The organism is Pseudomonas sp. NBRC 111123, from assembly GCF_001320205.1.
GTDB classification, from domain to species: domain Bacteria; phylum Pseudomonadota; class Gammaproteobacteria; order Pseudomonadales; family Pseudomonadaceae; genus Aquipseudomonas; species Aquipseudomonas putida_J.
This window is the reverse complement of the sequence record NZ_BCAZ01000006.1, coordinates 34,404-49,940: the sequence shown is the minus strand read 5'-3', so window position 1 is coordinate 49,940 and position 15,537 is coordinate 34,404. Positions and strand designations below refer to the sequence as shown.

Sequence of the window (15,537 nt, the reverse complement as noted above, 5' to 3'; positions counted from 1 at the left end):
CAGCCTGCGGCCCACCATGCCAGAAAAATCCCCCGCAACCCCTCCCCTGGCCGTCGTCATTGGCGGCGGCCCAGCCGGCCTGATGGCCGCAGAAGCCATGGCCCAGGCGGGCCTGGCGGTGGAAGTGTTCGACGCCATGCCATCGGTGGGCCGCAAATTCCTGCTGGCCGGCGTTGGCGGCATGAACATCACCCACTCGGAAGCTTATCCACAGTTCGTTTCGCGCTATGCCGAGCGCGAAGGCCAGATTGACGGGTTGTTGCGCGACTTCGATGCCGATGCGCTGCGCCAGTGGATTCATGGGCTGGGGATCGAAACGTTTGTCGGTACATCGGGCCGGGTTTTCCCCACCGACATGAAGGCCGCTCCGCTGCTGCGCGCCTGGCTGAAGCGCCTGCGTGACAATGGCGTAGTTATCCACACCCGCCACCGCTGGCTGGGCTGGAATGCCGACGGTAGCTTGCGGATCGCTTATCCACAGGGTGAGTTGCAGGTCAAAGCCGACGCCGTGGTGTTGGCCCTCGGTGGCGCCAGTTGGGCAAGGCTGGGCTCCGATGGTGCCTGGCAGCCCTTGCTGGCCGAACGCGCTGTGGATATCTCGCCGTTGCGGCCGAGCAACTGCGGTTTCGAAGTGGAGGGCTGGAGCCAACTGCTTGTGGACAAGTTCGCGGGCGCCCCGCTGAAGAATATTGCGTTGAGCGTACCGGGCATGGCGCCGCGCAAGGGCGAATTCATCCTCACGGCGCAAGGTGTCGAAGGCAGCCTGGTGTATGCATGGTCGGCGCAGCTGCGCCAGGCCATCGAGCATGAAGGGCATGCCAGGCTGTTACTCGATCTGCTGCCGGACAAGCCTGTGGACAAAATTGCCCAGGCGCTGGCCAAGCCGCGGGGCTCGCGGTCGATGGCCAAGCATCTGCACAGCCAGCTGGGGATCGATGGGGTCAAGGCCGCGTTGCTGCGGGAACTGACGGATCAATCGACCTTTGCCGATCCTCAGGCGCTGGCGCAGGCGATCAAGGCCTTGCCGATCACGCTGGTACGGACCCGACCGCTGGACGAAGCGATCAGCAGTGCCGGTGGCGTGCGTTTCGAAGGGCTGGATGAAGGGTTGATGGTGCGCCGGATGCCGGGGGTGTTCTGTGCGGGCGAGATGCTGGACTGGGAGGCGCCGACCGGGGGGTATCTGCTGACGGCCTGCTTTGCCAGCGGGCTTCGTGCGGGGCAAGCTGCAGCACACTGGCTGAACCCCTGAGGCAGACATCGTCCATTGTGGGAGCGGGCTTGCCCGCGAAGCAGGCAATGCGGTGCATGGCACGGGCTTCGCCCGCGTTCGCGGGCAAGCCCGCGCCCACAGGTCCCGAAACTAAGGCTTACGCTTGCGCGGCCCGCCGTTGAAGCTTGGTACTTTACGCACGGCCTTCACCGCCGGCTCACCAGCCCCCGCCTCGGCACTGTCCATCCAGCGCCCCAGCCCGCGCTTGGCGCTGTTTTCTTTCGGCTTCTTGGGCTTCTTCGGCTTCTTGATCACCTGGCCGCTGGCATCGGTCATCGGTACCCGGTGCTCGGGGATGAAGTCAGGCTCTTCATGGCGCGGCAAGGTCTGCCGGGTGAGCACTTCAATCGCCGACAGCATCTGCACTTCATCGGCACACACCAGCGAAATCGCCTCGCCCTTGTTGCCGGCCCGGCCGGTACGGCCGATACGGTGCACGTAATCTTCGGCCACGATCGGCAGGTCAAGGTTGACCACCAGCGGCAGGTCGTCGATATCCAGGCCACGGGCTGCGACATCGGTCGCTACCAGCACCTGGACCTCCCGCGCCTTGAAGCTGTCCAGTGCGCGCTGGCGGGTAGCCTGCGGGCGATCACCGTGGATACCGTCGGCATTCACGCCTTCAGACAGCAAGCGCTCGACCAGCTGATCGACGCCATTGCGAGTCTTGGCGAACACCAGCACCTGTTTCCAGCGCTGCTTGCGCAGCAGGTGCATGAACAAGTCGGCCTTGCGCTTCTTGTCCACAGGCACCAGCCACTGCTTGACGGTGGTCGCCGCGGCGTTGCGCGGGCTGACTTCGATGCTCAGCGGGTCGTTCAGGGCCAGGCCCGCGAGCATGCGAATCTGCTCGGAGAAGGTGGCGGAGAACAGCAATGTCTGGCGCTTGCGCGGCAAAGCGGCATATACGGACTGCAGCTCCTCGGCAAAGCCCAGGTCGAGCATGCGGTCGGCTTCGTCGAGCACCAGGGTCTGCACCTGGTTGAACTTCACCGCGTTCTGACGGAACAGGTCGAGCAAGCGACCGGGTGTGGCGACCAGCAGGTCGACACCACGGCGCAGGCGCATCATCTGTGGGTTGATGCTGACCCCGCCATACACCGCGTAGGTGCTCAGTGGAAGGTTCTCGGCATACTCGCGCACGTTGTTGTGAACCTGCTCAGCCAGCTCGCGGGTCGGCACCAGCACCAGCGCGCGGATCGAATTGCTGGCGACTTTCTCACCTTCCAAGGCCAGGCGCTGCAGCACCGGCAGGGCGAAGCCGGCCGTCTTGCCGGTGCCGGTCTGGGCCGCGGCCATCAGGTCGCGACCGGCCAGCACCGCGGGGATGGCCTTGGCCTGGACTGGCGTCGGGGAGGTGTAGTCCAGCTGCTGCAAGGTACGCAGCAGGGGTTCGATCAGGCCGAGTTGGGCGAAATTCATGGCAATACCGTCAGGGGGTTCAGCGAAGGCGGCAAGTTTACCGCATCGCCCCTGGCTACTTGCAGATTTCGCCCTTCAACCCCTGCTCGGGCGCCTTGCGCCACTGCGGCAGGCCGATCAGCACCACTGCGCCGATGATCACCGCCATGGCCAGGCATTCTTCCGCACCGATCTCTTCGCCAGCAAAGACGATGCCCAGCAACACCGCCACAGCGGGATTGACGTAGGCATAGCTGGTGGCAGCGGCAGGGCGCACGTTCTTGAGCAGGTACATGTAGGCGCTGAAGGCGAGGATCGAACCGAACAGCACCAGATAGGCCAGCGCGCCCCAGCCAGCAACGCTCGGCATCTGCGTCATGCGCTCACCCGACAGCACGCTGCCCAGCAGCAATACCGCACCGCCTACCAGCATCTCGGCGGCACTGGCCATCGGCCCCTGGGGCAATGGCAGGCTTTTGCTCCACACCGAACCGAACGCCCACGAAGCCGCAGCAAACAGGATCAGCGCCGCGCCAATGGGGCTGGCCTGCAGGTTCGAGCCGAGGTTGAGCAAGCCGATGCCGATCAGGCCGAGGAAGATCCCGGCCCACTCCAGGCGCGAATTGCGGTGGCCGAACAGCAAGCCGAACACCAGGGTGAACAACGGCACCGTGGCCACCGCCAACGCCGCTACGCCCGATGCCACACCCGCATGCTCGGCCACGGTCACACCGCCGTTGCCGCAGCTGAGCAGCAGAAAGCCGATGGCACCTGCCGCACGCCATTGTGGCCAGGTCGGAGCCGGCACCCCGCGCCAGCGCAGAAAGCCGTACAGCAAGCCGCCGGCGATCAGGAAGCGCACGCCCGCCATCAGCATCGGCGGCCATGACTCGACCCCAATGCGGATGAACAGGTAAGTGGAACCCCAGACCAGGTACAAGGCCAGAAAGGCGCCGACGAGCAACAGCGGAAAGCGACGGGAGGCAGGCATGGCAGGCAACTCAAAAAATCCGTTTTCGGGTGACCGAGTTTAGGGCTGTGTTCAAGCAAAGATAAGTTACAAAACCGCTCCAAATGAGCGGCACACTTTTGCTGCGCTGCTCAGGCGAACTTGGCCAAGGTTTCGCGAACTTTCGCCGCAGGCGTTTTCTGCAGACGGCACAAGAGTTCGTGGGAAAGTTGCTGGACGCCATGGCTCTGGCGCAACACACCGGCCAGGTGTTGCAGCAGGTTGGCAGCCATTTCGGCATCGGCCATGGCCCGGTGCGCGGTACCGGTGTCCGGCAGCCCGGCCCAGCGGGTCAGGGTACCCAGCTTGTGGTTCGGCGCTGCCGGTAGCAGGCGCCGTGACAGCAGCAGAGAACAGGCGAAGGACTGCTGGCGGCTACGGCCGATGCGGCCCAGTTCGTAATCCCAGAATTTCTGGTCGAAGGCTGCGTTGTGTGCCAGCAGCGGGGTATCACCGACGAACTCGGCGACCTCGTTCATCACCCTGTCCACCGGCGGCGCACTGCGCAGCATGGCGGTGGTGATGCCGGTCAGCCCGGCGACGAAGGCTGGCACCGGCACGCCGGCGTTCATCAGGCTCTGATAGCGCTCGACAATACGCCCGCGTTCCAGCATCACCACTGCCACCTCGGTGGCGCGGCAGCCGGCGCCGGGTGAAATGCCGGTGGTTTCAAAGTCGATTACAGCGATACGTTCCACAAAAAACCTCAGTGCTTGAGCAACAGCGCGCCTTCGATGGGCACATAGCGGGTGGCGGCACGAATCAGTGACAACGCCGTCAGACCGGGGACGCCATAAACCACAGCCTCAGTGCCGTGGCGCTGGATGACCCGCTCCAGCAGCAGGTCGAAGTCACCATCACCGGAGGCCAGTACCACCTGGTCGACCCGGCTGGCCGCATCGATCACATCAAGGGTGATGCCCACATCCCAGTCACCCTTCGCCGAACCGTCGCTGCGCTGGATGAAAGGCTTGAGGCGGACGTCAAAACCCAGGTTGCGCAGGATCTGCTGAAACTGCTGCTGCTTGCTGTCGCCACGGTCGATGGCGTAGGCCACGGCCTCGACGATCTCGCCTTCGCGGCTGACGTCCTTCCACAATGCGGTGTAGTTGAAGTGGCAGCCGTGGGCCTGGCGCACGGTGTAGTAGAGGTTCTGCACATCGGCGAACAGCGCGATCTTTTTCACCTGAGAACCTCATGGTCTGGAAGAATTCGCGGGCAAGCCCGCTCCCACAGGTCAAGTGCACACTTGGAGGTTGCACGTACCCTGTGGGAGCGGGCTTGCCCGCGAAAGGGGCGCAAAGCGCCCCTGAAATGCCGCCAGTATGCCAGACCGGTCAGACGAACGTATCGTCATCCGAGAAGAAGCCACCGTCATCGTTGCCGTAGTCGGTATCGGTCCAGCCGCCCTGGTCGTTGCCCCAACCGCCGTTGTCGGCAACCTGCTGCTGCCCGCTCTGGTCATTCCAGCCGCCGCTGTCACTGGCCGGAACTGGCTCTTCCTTGATCACCTCGACCACTTCCTCAGGCTGCGAGTGGTGATTGAACAGGCTGCTGATGCCTTGCGCCAGCAACACGCCACCGGCAACCCCCGCAGCGGTCTGCATCGCACCACCCAGGAAGCTGCTGGCACCGCTACGCGCTGGTGCGGCGCCAAAGCCGGGTTGTTGCGGTTGTGCTTGTGCCTGCACTTGCGGCTGCGACTGGGAGAAGCCCGGCGCGCTCGGCTCACGCCAGCCACCACCCGACGTTACCGGCGCGCTGGCGCGCTGCGGCTGAGCTGGCTCCGGATTGCGCGCACCGGCACCGAAGATGCTGGAGAGGAACCCACCACCCCCATTGCCACTGCTGGCACGTGTCGCCTCAAGCTGGGCCCGCGCTTGCTTGAGCTCGGCCTCCAGCTGCTTGTTCTGTTCGTCCAGGCGCTTGATCGCGGCTTCCTGAACCAGAATCGCCTGGGCCATGTAGTAAGGCGCCGCCGGCTGCTGGCGGACGTGCTCCTCGATCCGTGCCTGCGCCTGCGCGTCACGTGGCTGGCTTGGGTCTTCGGCTTGCTTGATGCGGCCGAACAGGCCGTCGATCAGGGTTTGTTCATCAGTGTTCATTGGGCTACCTCATGGGCTAGCAGGACATCGGACATGGCAAAGATGGGGCGCTCGGGCGAAGGATTCAATCACTGCACGGGTGAAACTTTTTTCAGCAAGTGACAGCTCTGGGCTAAAGTTAGGCCCCTGTTTTTACTGTCTTGCGATGTTGACTGATGAATCCGCTGAGCGTTCTGCGCGACTCCCTGTACTTCTTCCGCCGCCACCTGGCCAGCATCATCCCGCTGTGCCTGCCGCTGGTGGTGCTCGAAGCCCTCATCACCCAGCTGCTGTACCGCCAACTGGGCGACCAGGCCTCGCCGGCCTACGGCATGCTGGTCAGCCTGTTGTTCTACCCGCTGTACAGCGCGGCGCTGATCCTTTACCTGGACACCCGCAGCAACGGCCAGGACATCCGCAAACGCGACCTGTTCGCCCGCGCTGTGCAGCTGTGGCCGCAACTGGCCCTGCTGATCACGATCAGCTCGCTGCTGATCATGGCCGGCCTGGCGCTGCTGGTGTTCCCGGGCGTGTGGATCATGATCAACCTGGTGTTCGCCGAATACCTGCTGGTGCTGCGCGGCCTGCCGGTGGTGCAGTCGATGCGCGAAAGTGCGCGCATGACCACCGGGCACTTCCTGCGCATCATGATCTGCGTGCTGGGTGTGCTGGCCCCGATCTGGCTGATCGACGGGCTGTTGCTGATGGCCTTCCCCGAGCCTGCACCGGGCGTCGAACTGGCCCTGGACAGCCTGAGTGGCTTCCTGCAGCTGTTCAGCACCGTGGTGCTGTATCGCCTGTTCATGTTGCTGGAAGGTGAAGCCGGGGCCTGAGGCATCTGGAAAAGTCTTCGTTCTGCTCGCACGCCCGACGGTAGCAATACCTGGACGGTGACACGCTGGTTTGCCACCTGCGCGAGCAGAGTGGGAATAAGATAAAGATCATCAACTATGCACCAAGCTACTGGGGTTACAACCACCCGCCGGTGACGCCGAACTTAAAGAAAGGCGAAGTCGCTACCTTCGCGCTTGAGCTGAGGCCCTGATGCAAAAGTGGAAGGCATGAAGCTCTGTACGATGAGCCTTGATACTCGGTGATAGCCTCCCTATGGACTCGCAAATACACGATAGTTATGCCGGGTCGTTCAGCGGCCAACGGTATGCAATTGCCACCGACAGGCATGTGCCCTGGGGCAAAGCAGGAGCCGCGATAAATGGTATTGGGGGATAACGCCCCAGGACGACTGGCTCGTGGCTGGCGGTTTACAGGACTCCATACCCCTGTATTTTGCTTTCGACTCCCAGACAGAAGACCGACTGCATTACCACATCAGCCTCTCTGGCAATGCGAATCCCCCAAGAAACTGGGTTTGAGCCTGAACGGTTACCTAGGCTTCTACCAGCGGTCGGAAGTGACCGATTACTGGAAGAGCGAACCGCTGGAGCTGTCGGAGCACGGCCTGATCTGTCACCTGCGTGATCATCAGGGCTACCGGGCGGGAGCCATCCTGGACACCCCGCATCACAACCACCAGACCCATTACCTGCTGAACACGAAAGACGGCGAAACGCTCACCTTCCTGCTCAAGCAAGATAGCTGAACACTGCGCTTCAGGTGCCGCGCGGCTTGGCCCGTGCGGTAGCCTCAGCCACCAATGGATCATCCGGCCAATAGTGCTTGGGGTACCTCCCCTTCAGATCCTTCTTCACCTCGGCATAAGTCGTACGCCAGAAGTTGGCAAGATCCTGGGTCACCTGCACCGGCCGCCGAGCCGGTGACAACAGGTGCAACTTCACCTGCTGACGACCATTGGCGATGCGTGGGGTGTCGGCCAGGCCGAACAGCTCTTGCAAGCGTACGGCAAGGATCGGTGGGTTCTCACTGTAGTCCAGGCGGATGTTCGAGCCGGACGGCACCGCCAGATGCGCCGGCGCCCATTCATCCAGGCGCTGTGGCAATGGCCAGGGCAGCAGATTGCGCAAGATCGATGAAAGGTCCAGCGCAGCGAAATGGCTCAGCCGCGAGACTTTGCCCAGGTAGGGTTGCAGCCAGTCTTCCAGGCTGGCCAGCAGGGCTTCATCACCCAGGTCGGGCCATTCGCTTTGCCCATCCTTGAGCAAGTCCAGCTGACGCAACAGTGCTACCCGCGCCTGCCACTGACGCAGCTCCGGGGTCCAGTTCAGCAGATTCAAGCCTTTGCGCCGTACCAGGCCAACCAGTGCCTGGGCGCGGGCTTCATCACTCAGGCCGGGCAATGGTTCGCGGCTGAGCACCAGTTCGCCGACCTTGGACTGGCGTTCGGCACGCAACACCTGCTCGCGCTCGTCCCAGTCGAGGATATCGACGTGCTCGACCTGCTCGGCCAGCACGCCATCGAGCAGCGCCGGGTCGAACTCGGCGGCCAGGTAGATGCGCTCTTCCCGCTGGCCTTGCCGGCTGCCCAGGTCGGCGATGACCAGCCACGGGCATTTCATCAATGCATCGACCTCGGCGAACAAGGCAGCGCGGCCATTGGCCATGCGATATTCAGCACCGCCCTCGCGCCGCTGCTGGGCGACTCGATCGGGATAGGCCAGCGCCATGAGGGCACCGAGCCAGCGTGGGTGATCGGGGTCGGCAACCGCTGCCCCGGGTTTGCCGCGCAGCAGGCCACGGTACTGGCGGGCGAGCTGCCGGGCGCGTTGCACGCCGCCCTGGCCTGCGCGGCTGGCCTTGCTCTCGCCACTGACCAGCGCCAGCCGGCTGTGCAGGTCGGCACCGCCACCGCGCTGGATATCGCGCTCGCCGAGCAGGGCCGCGACATCGCAGGCCATGCTCGCCAGCCCGAGGTCCTGGCCGCGAAGCAGCAGGTGGGCGATGCGTGGGTGGGCCGGCAATTCGGCCATGGCCTGGCCATGGTCGCTGAGGTTGTCGCGGCTGCCCGCCTTGAATGCGCCAAGGCGAGCCAGCAGGTCCTGGGCCTGGGAAAAGGCTGCCGCCGGTGGCTGGTCTAGCCAGCGCAGCTGATCAGGCCTGACGCCCCAGCGGGCCAGTTGCAGAGCCAGGCTGGCAAGGTCGGCCTGAAGAATCTCGGCGCTGCCGTGGGCAGCCAACTGGTCATGCTGGGCCTCGGACCACAGGCGGTAACACACCCCCGGCTCCAGGCGCCCCGCGCGGCCGGCCCGCTGGGTGGCGCTGGCACGGGAGATACGCTGGGTATCCAGGCGGGTCATGCCACTGCCCGGGTCGAAACGCGGCACCCGCGCCAGGCCGGCATCGATGACAACGCGCACACCCTCGATGGTCAGGCTGGTCTCGGCGATGTTGGTGGCCAGCACCACCTTGCGCAGGCCCTTGGCTGGCGGGTCGATGGCCGCGCGCTGGGCACTGAGGTCGAGTTCGCCGTGCAGCGGGCAAAGCAGAACTTCTGGTCGTTCCCCCAAGGCATCCTGCAGGCCTTGGTGCACACGGCGGATCTCGGCCTGGCCGGGCAGAAACACCAGCACGCTGCCAGGCTGCTCGGCCAACGCCAGCAGCACGTTATCCACAACCCGTGGCTCAATGAACTCGCCCGGCTGGAACGGCCGGCCCCAGCGGATATCCACCGGGTGCATGCGCCCTTCGCTGCTGACCACTGGCGCGTCGTCGAGCAAGCGCGACAGGCGCTCGCCTTCCAGGGTCGCGGACATCAGCAAGATTTTCAGCGGTGGGTCGTCACGCAACAGCTCGCGGCCATTGAGGCTCAGTGCCAGGGCCAGGTCGGCATCCAGGCTGCGCTCATGAAATTCGTCGAAGATCAGCAGGCCCACACCTTCAAGTGCCGGGTCGGACTGCAACCGGCGGGTGAGGATGCCTTCGGTGACCACTTCGATGCGCGTGTTCGGCCCGACCTTGCTGTCCAGCCGGATGCGATAGCCCACGGTTTCACCAACCTTTTCGCCCAGCTCGCTGGCCAGGCGCTCGGCCGCGGCCCGCGCAGCCAGGCGGCGCGGTTCGAGCATGAGAATGGTCTGCCCGGCCAGCCACGGCTCATTGAGCAACGCCAGCGGCACGCGGGTGGTCTTGCCCGCACCCGGTGGGGCTTCGAGCACGGCTTCGTCGCGGTTTCCAAGGGTTTGGCGCAAGGCAGGCAAGACAGCATCGATCGGTAAAGAAATCATGGTGGTCCTCGAACAGTCTGGCGAGTATAACGGCGAACCCAGCCTGCTCTATCATGGTCTTAGCTTCAGGTGCTGGCGCTTCGCTTGCCCTGCTGAACACCTTTCGGAGATTTACATGCGCATCCCATCCCGCGTCATTGGTGGGGCCCTGATCGTCACCCTGCTGACCCAGCTGACGGCCTGCGGCACCATTTTCTATCCCGAGCGCCGTGGCCAGATCGGCGGCAAGATCGACCCCGTGGTCGCCGCCATGGACGCCATCGGCATCCTGTTCTACGTGATCCCGGGCCTGATCGCCTTTGGCATCGACTTCGCCACCGGCGCCATCTACTACCGGGGCGGGCACACCGCCCAGGTCGACCCGGCAAAATTGCGCGATGCCGTCAGCCCGGATGGCAAGGTCGACAACCTCAAGCTGCAGGCCATTCTCGAAAGCGAACTGGGCCAGCGCCTGCCGCTGGATGACCCACGGCTGATCCAGCACCGCGGCAGCGCCGAGCAGCTGGCGGCCTTGGGCCTGGTACCTGCGGCCTGATACCCACGAGGACATCACCCTGGGCATGATTACCCCGGCAGAACACCAGCGATTACTGCGCCTGGCCACCCGCGCCTCACTGGCTGTGGCCAGCATCCTGGTCGTGAGCAAGGCGGTGGCCTGGTGGCTGAGCGGTTCGGTCAGCCTGCTGGCCGGGTTGACCGACTCGGCACTGGATGCCGTCGCCTCGTTCCTCAACCTGCTGGCTGTGCATTATGCCCTGCGCCCGGCCGATGACGACCACCGCTTCGGCCACGGCAAGGCCGAGGCCCTGGCCGGCATGGCCCAGGCATTGTTCATCGGGGTAAGCGCGGTGCTGATCGGGGTACAGGCTGTCGAGCGCCTGCAAACCCCGCAGCCGCTGGGTGACACCGCCATCGGCATCGGCGTGATGCTGCTGTCGCTGGCGCTCACCGTCGCCTTGCTGGCATTGCAGCGCAAGGTCATTCGCCTGACTGGCTCGACCGCAGTGCGCGCCGACTCGCTGCATTACCGCTCCGACCTGCTGCTCAATGGCAGCATTCTGCTCGCGCTGCTGCTGGCACGCTTCGGCTGGCCGCAACTGGACGCGCTGTTCGGTCTGGGCATCGCGTTCTACATCCTCTGGAGTGCACTGCAGATCGCCCGCGAAAGCACGGCGATTCTCATGGACAAGGAATTGCCCGCAGACATTGGCGAAGGGATGGTCGAACTGGTCCTGGGCATTCCTGGCGTAAAAGGTGTGCATGACCTGCGTACGCGGGTGTCGGGCAACCAATGGTTCGTGCAACTGCACCTTGAGTTACCCGGGCAGTTGCCGCTGCATGAGGCCCACGACTTGTGCGTACGGGCATCGGCAGTCATCCGCCAGCGTTATCCACAGGCGGATGTGATGGTGCATGCCGACCCGGTGTGATCTCTGTGAGAGCAACTGTCTTGCTCAATTTCTTTAAGCTGGCGCGATCCCCTGGGGGAGCCGCGCTTGCCGGCTTCAGTTGATGCTGTAGCCGCGGCCACTGAAGCAAGCGCCCAGCGCACGGCGGTAGTTGCTCGCCACCTCGACGGGCGGTGCATAGGGCGCCGTTGCCGGGTCGAAACCTGACTGGCTCACGGCCCAGCGGTGACACTGATAGCGGTCCTGGTCCTGCTGCTCCTGCCCTTGGCCGTACATCGGGTAGGCAATCACGTCATAGCTGTTGCCGGCCGGGGCTGCCGCTGGCAACGGTGCCGGTGCCATGGCGGGCGGGTTGACTACGACGTACTCCTGGCTGTCAGCCAGGTACTGGTAATAGGTGTCGGCCACCAGGAAGAACAGCGCTCCCCCCAGCCAGACCTCCCGCGCATAGGACGGCAGGTAGTTGACCCGCACGCCGTAGGGTGGGGTCACCACCACGTAGCTACCACCGTGCGGGCGGTACCAGTAACCACCGGAGTAGAAGTAGTCATGGCCGCGATACGGCACTTTCCAGTAGCGGTCCGGGAAGTGGTCAATGGTGTGCCCCGGGCGATACTGCGGCCCGGGGCCCCAGCCGTTACCGTGGCCGTCCGGGCGCCCCTGCCAGTCGCCACCGGGCCGTTGCCCCGGGCCGCCGGCTTGCCAGTGGCGATTGTCGCCATTGTGCCGAGGGATATCCTGGTAGTAGCCCTGCCGCGCGGGCTGGGTCTGCTGCACTTCGTCACGCGCGTTGAGTGAGCGGCCCGGCCCCCCCTCGTTGGCACGCCCCTCGCCCGGCCCTTCGGCCATGGCCCCGAAGCTGATGCTCAAACCCAGCAAACCAACACCTGCCAACTGCCAGATGCGCGACTTCATGTTGTTCCTCACGGTAAAGAAAACGGCAGGCTGCCAGTCTACCGCGCCGGCACCACAGGCAGATGAAATCGCGGCCATGAAAAAAGGGAGGCCATTGGCCTCCCTTTGAGAATTGTCGTCCGTGCTCGGCACTTGTGGCGCCGGCTCACCTCACAGCGTCTTCTGAAAGCTGTGTAGCCCGGGGGCCTGCAGATCCTGTTGGATGGCTGGCCGCGACCGCCCGCGTAGGGCGCGTCGCCGTGGACTGATGTCCGGGCAGTGATTCTGTAGGTAACGATACGGGAGAGGTAGCGGCAGAGGATTGCGAAAATTGCTCAGATAAATAGCACTTGCGCAATTTTTAACCCTGGATCGATAATTCACCGCAATTTGAACAGAAAAGGCCTTTTCCATGAGCAAACTTGACCGCTACGACCTGAGCATCCTCGCCGAATTGCAGCGTGACGCGCGCATCTCCAACCAGGAGCTGGCCGAACGCATCGGCCTGTCGCCATCGCCATGCTCGCGTCGGGTCAAGCAACTGGAAGACGACGGCTATATCTCGCGCCAGGTCGCCCTGCTCGACCGCAAGAAGCTTGGCCTGAGCCTGACCGCCTACGTGCTGATCGGCATGGACCGGCACACCCCGGAACGCTTCGAGACCTTCGAAGCCGCCATCCGTAACCTGCCGCAGGTGCTCGAGTGCAGCCTGGTCACTGGTATGGATGCCGACTATCAGCTCAAGGTGGTGGTGCCGGACATGGACCACTACCAGAAATTGCTACTAGGCAGCCTGACCCGCATCGAAGGCGTTACCAGCGTGCGCTCGAGCTTCGTGCTCAACCAGGTGCTGGCGAGCACCGAGCTGCCATTGACCCACCTGCGCTAAGCGCCGGCCCTCCCGCGTATAATCGCAAGCTCAGCCTGCCTGGAGAACACAGATGGATCCCGCCGTATTCGAAGAGTGGATGATGATCGTCCTGGTCACCGTATTGATCGGTTTCATGGGCTTCATCGTCTGGGACCTGGCGAAAAAATCCAAGGCCGGGCGCTTTGGCACGATGATCCTGTTCTTCGTGCTTGGGCTGGGGGTGCTGGCCTTCATCATCAAGAGCGTGGTGGTGGCGTTTCTCGAAGGGGTCTAAAGCTTTGGCGCCACTTCGCGCCAGCACCCCTGCTCCAGCCCATCCAATGCCCAGTCACCGATCCGCACCCGCACCAGGCGCAAGGTCGGCAAACCCACGGCAGCAGTCATTCGCCGCACCTGGCGGTTGCGCCCCTCGCGGATCACCAGTTCCAGCCAGCGGGTAGGCACACTTTTGCGAAAGCGTACCGGCGGATTGCGTGGCCATAGCTCGGGCTCGTCCAGACGCCGGGCTTCGGCGGGCAAGGTTGGGCCGTCATTCAGTTCCACACCATCGCGCAAACGCTGGATCTGTTCGTCGCTCGGCTCGCCCTCCACCTGCACCCAGTAGGTCTTGGGCAGCTTGTGCTTCGGGTCGGCAATGCGCGCCTGCAGCCCGCCATCGTTGGTCAGCAGCAACAAGCCTTCGCTGTCGCGGTCGAGCCGCCCGGCCGGGTATACACCCGGGATGTCGATGAAATCCTTGAGGGTCGCGCGCCCCTCACCGTCGCTGAACTGAGTCAGTACATCGAACGGCTTGTTGAACAGAATCAGGCGTGGCTCGGCCGGTGGCGCCTTGGCCTGGCGACGGGGGCCGGCAGGCCGCGCCTGGGGGTGGCGCGGCTTGGAACGGGGGGGCAGTGGCATGGATCCTCAGCGGAACGGCGGCTCATCGAAGCTGCGCAGTTTACGCGAGTGCAACGAATTGAGCTCGGTGCGCAGCAGGTCGAGGGCGGCGATGCCGATTTTCAGGTGCTGGCTGACCGCACGGTTGTAGAAGGCGTTGGCCGAACCCGGCAGCTTGATTTCGCTGTGCAGCGGCTTGTCGGAAACGCACAGCAAGGTGCCGTAAGGTACCCGCAGGCGATAACCCTGGGCAGCGATGGTGCCGCTCTCCATGTCCACCGCCACGGCGCGCGACAGGTTGATCAAGGGTCGCTCCTGGGCCCAGCGCAGCTCCCAGTTGCGGTCGTCGTAGGTCAACACGGTGCCGGTGCGCAGGCGCTTTTTCAGCTCTTCGCCACGCTCGCCGGTTACCTGCGCTGCGGCTTCCTGCAGCGCCAGCTGTACTTCAGCCAGCGCCGGGATCGGAATGTTCGGCGGTACCACGCGGTCGAGAATACCGTCGCGGCGCATGTAGGCGTGGGCCAGCACATAGTCGCCGATGGTCTGCGACTGGCGCAGCCCACCGCAGTGGCCGATCATCAGCCAGCAGTGCGGGCGCAGCACCGCCAGGTGGTCGGTAATGTTCTTGGCATTGGACGGGCCGACGCCGATGTTGACCAGGGTCACGCCATCGCCGTCGCCAGCGATAAGATGGTAGGCCGGCATCTGGTAGCGGTGCCAGACCACACTGGCCACCAGGGCTTGAGCTTCGCCGTGGTCCATGCCCTTCTCGATCATCACGTTGCCCGGCAGCACCATGCGTACGAAGCGCGGGTCTTCACGCAGTTGCTCAAGGCCATGGCTGATGAACTGGTCGACATAACGGTGATAGTTGGTCAGCAGGATCCACGGCTGCACGTGGCGCCAGTCGCTGCCGGTGTAGTGCACCAGGCGGCGTAGGGAGAAGTCCACGCGGGCGGCATCGAACAGCGCCAGCGGCAGGGTTTCGGCGTTGCCCCAGTCGTAGAGGCCGTCGGCAATGTTGTCGGTGGCCGCCGACAGGTCTGTGCTGGGGAACACCCGCGCCAGCTCGGCGGCGGTGATGCCGCTGCCAGCCAGCTCATCGCCCTGATCGACCACATAGGGGTACGGGATGTTCTGTTCGCTGACGCCGACTTCCACGGTCACCGTGTAGTCGTGCATCAACGGGCGCAGTTGCTCCAGCAGGTAACCGCGGAATGCCGCGGGCTGGGTGACAGTGACACTGTATGTGCCCGCTACCTGGACCTTGGCATAGGCGCGGGTAGTGGCAGCAACTTCGCCGTGGCTGTAGTAGGTCAGGCGCAGGGCCGGATAGCGGTACAAGGCGCGCTCGTCGGCATCCGGCTCGGTACGGTCCTTGAGGTAACGCTTGAGGGCCTGGCTCAGGGCCCCGGTGGCCTGTTCATGCAAGGCCGCCAGACGGTCGACGGCCTGTTCGGGGGTATCAACGACTACAAAAGCTTGGCTCACACTGGGCTTCCTGTCTGGACATGCGTTGTAAGCCATCTTGCCTGCCTTCTTGGGTAAATACATCCCCATTGATCGGTGTCGCCTTCT

At 64.1% G+C, this 15,537-nt stretch carries 16 protein-coding genes; 7 read left to right on the top strand and 9 right to left on the bottom strand.

Features of this window, described 5'->3' with window-relative positions:
• Positions 1 to 16 precede the first annotated feature (16 nt).
• Positions 17 to 1,252, top strand: coding sequence for a TIGR03862 family flavoprotein (locus tag APH27_RS05340; protein ID WP_060484245.1), 1,236 nt, complete (start codon positions 17 to 19; stop codon positions 1,250 to 1,252).
• 111 nt (positions 1,253 to 1,363) lie between these two features.
• Here the strand turns inward: APH27_RS05340 and APH27_RS05335 are convergent, their stop codons facing one another.
• The 5 genes from APH27_RS05335 to APH27_RS05315 all read right to left on the bottom strand — a co-directional run bounded on the left by APH27_RS05335 (position 1,364) and on the right by APH27_RS05315 (position 5,788).
• On the bottom strand, positions 1,364 to 2,695 hold the full coding sequence (locus APH27_RS05335; RefSeq protein ID WP_060484200.1) for a DEAD/DEAH box helicase: 1,332 nt from the start codon (positions 2,693 to 2,695) through the stop codon (positions 1,364 to 1,366).
• Positions 2,696 to 2,750: 55 nt separating this feature from the next.
• Entirely contained in the window at positions 2,751 to 3,665 is a 915-nt protein-coding gene (gene yedA / locus APH27_RS05330) for a drug/metabolite exporter YedA (RefSeq protein ID WP_027917738.1), read from the bottom strand.
• Between the two features lie 110 nt (positions 3,666 to 3,775).
• Positions 3,776 to 4,381: a PolC-type DNA polymerase III gene (locus APH27_RS05325; RefSeq protein ID WP_060484199.1), complete on the bottom strand. Its 606-nt coding sequence runs from the start codon at positions 4,379 to 4,381 to the stop codon at positions 3,776 to 3,778.
• A gap of 8 nt (positions 4,382 to 4,389) precedes the next feature.
• Positions 4,390 to 4,869, bottom strand: a complete 480-nt coding sequence (locus tag APH27_RS05320; protein ID WP_027917740.1) for an NYN domain-containing protein — start codon at positions 4,867 to 4,869, stop codon at positions 4,390 to 4,392.
• Positions 4,870 to 5,020: 151 nt separating this feature from the next.
• Positions 5,021 to 5,788: a DUF2076 domain-containing protein gene (locus tag APH27_RS05315; protein WP_060484198.1), complete on the bottom strand. Its 768-nt coding sequence runs from the start codon at positions 5,786 to 5,788 to the stop codon at positions 5,021 to 5,023.
• Between the two features lie 155 nt (positions 5,789 to 5,943).
• On the opposite strand from APH27_RS05315, the gene APH27_RS05310 reads away from it, so the two are divergent.
• Both APH27_RS05310 and APH27_RS27095 read left to right on the top strand, forming a co-directional pair.
• Positions 5,944 to 6,600: a YciC family protein gene (locus APH27_RS05310; protein ID WP_027917742.1), complete on the top strand. Its 657-nt coding sequence runs from the start codon at positions 5,944 to 5,946 to the stop codon at positions 6,598 to 6,600.
• 536 nt (positions 6,601 to 7,136) lie between these two features.
• Complete coding sequence (locus APH27_RS27095; protein WP_371262698.1) at positions 7,137 to 7,367, top strand: hypothetical protein; 231 nt, start codon at positions 7,137 to 7,139, stop codon at positions 7,365 to 7,367.
• 10 nt (positions 7,368 to 7,377) lie between these two features.
• Here the strand turns inward: APH27_RS27095 and hrpB are convergent, their stop codons facing one another.
• Entirely contained in the window at positions 7,378 to 9,906 is a 2,529-nt protein-coding gene (gene hrpB / locus APH27_RS05300; RefSeq protein ID WP_060484197.1) for an ATP-dependent helicase HrpB, read from the bottom strand.
• A gap of 115 nt (positions 9,907 to 10,021) precedes the next feature.
• Here hrpB and APH27_RS05295 point away from each other — a divergent pair, with 115 nt between their 5' ends.
• Together APH27_RS05295 and APH27_RS05290 are read left to right on the top strand one after the other, a co-directional pair.
• Positions 10,022 to 10,441: a hypothetical protein gene (locus APH27_RS05295; RefSeq protein WP_027917744.1), complete on the top strand. Its 420-nt coding sequence runs from the start codon at positions 10,022 to 10,024 to the stop codon at positions 10,439 to 10,441.
• Positions 10,442 to 10,466: 25 nt separating this feature from the next.
• Positions 10,467 to 11,336 carry a cation diffusion facilitator family transporter gene (locus tag APH27_RS05290; protein ID WP_060484196.1) on the top strand — a complete coding sequence of 290 codons (870 nt, stop codon included), beginning with the start codon at positions 10,467 to 10,469 and terminating at the stop codon, positions 11,334 to 11,336.
• A gap of 75 nt (positions 11,337 to 11,411) precedes the next feature.
• On the opposite strand, the gene APH27_RS05285 is transcribed toward APH27_RS05290, so the two are convergent.
• Positions 11,412 to 12,230, bottom strand: coding sequence for a DUF6515 family protein (locus tag APH27_RS05285; RefSeq protein WP_060484195.1), 819 nt, complete (start codon positions 12,228 to 12,230; stop codon positions 11,412 to 11,414).
• Positions 12,231 to 12,621: 391 nt separating this feature from the next.
• On the opposite strand from APH27_RS05285, the gene APH27_RS05280 reads away from it, so the two are divergent.
• Positions 12,622 to 13,098 carry an Lrp/AsnC family transcriptional regulator gene (locus APH27_RS05280; RefSeq protein WP_003249795.1) on the top strand — a complete coding sequence of 159 codons (477 nt, stop codon included), beginning with the start codon at positions 12,622 to 12,624 and terminating at the stop codon, positions 13,096 to 13,098.
• Between the two features lie 52 nt (positions 13,099 to 13,150).
• Positions 13,151 to 13,354: a DUF2788 domain-containing protein gene (locus tag APH27_RS05275; protein ID WP_027917747.1), complete on the top strand. Its 204-nt coding sequence runs from the start codon at positions 13,151 to 13,153 to the stop codon at positions 13,352 to 13,354.
• On the opposite strand, the gene APH27_RS05270 is transcribed toward APH27_RS05275, so the two are convergent.
• Together APH27_RS05270 and amn are read right to left on the bottom strand one after the other, a co-directional pair.
• Entirely contained in the window at positions 13,351 to 13,980 is a 630-nt protein-coding gene (locus APH27_RS05270; RefSeq protein ID WP_060484194.1) for a pseudouridine synthase, read from the bottom strand. The genes APH27_RS05275 and APH27_RS05270 overlap by 4 nt on opposite strands.
• A 6-nt stretch (positions 13,981 to 13,986) precedes the next feature.
• Positions 13,987 to 15,486, bottom strand: coding sequence for an AMP nucleosidase (amn, locus tag APH27_RS05265; RefSeq protein WP_177331643.1), 1,500 nt, complete (start codon positions 15,484 to 15,486; stop codon positions 13,987 to 13,989).
• Positions 15,487 to 15,537 lie beyond the last annotated feature (51 nt).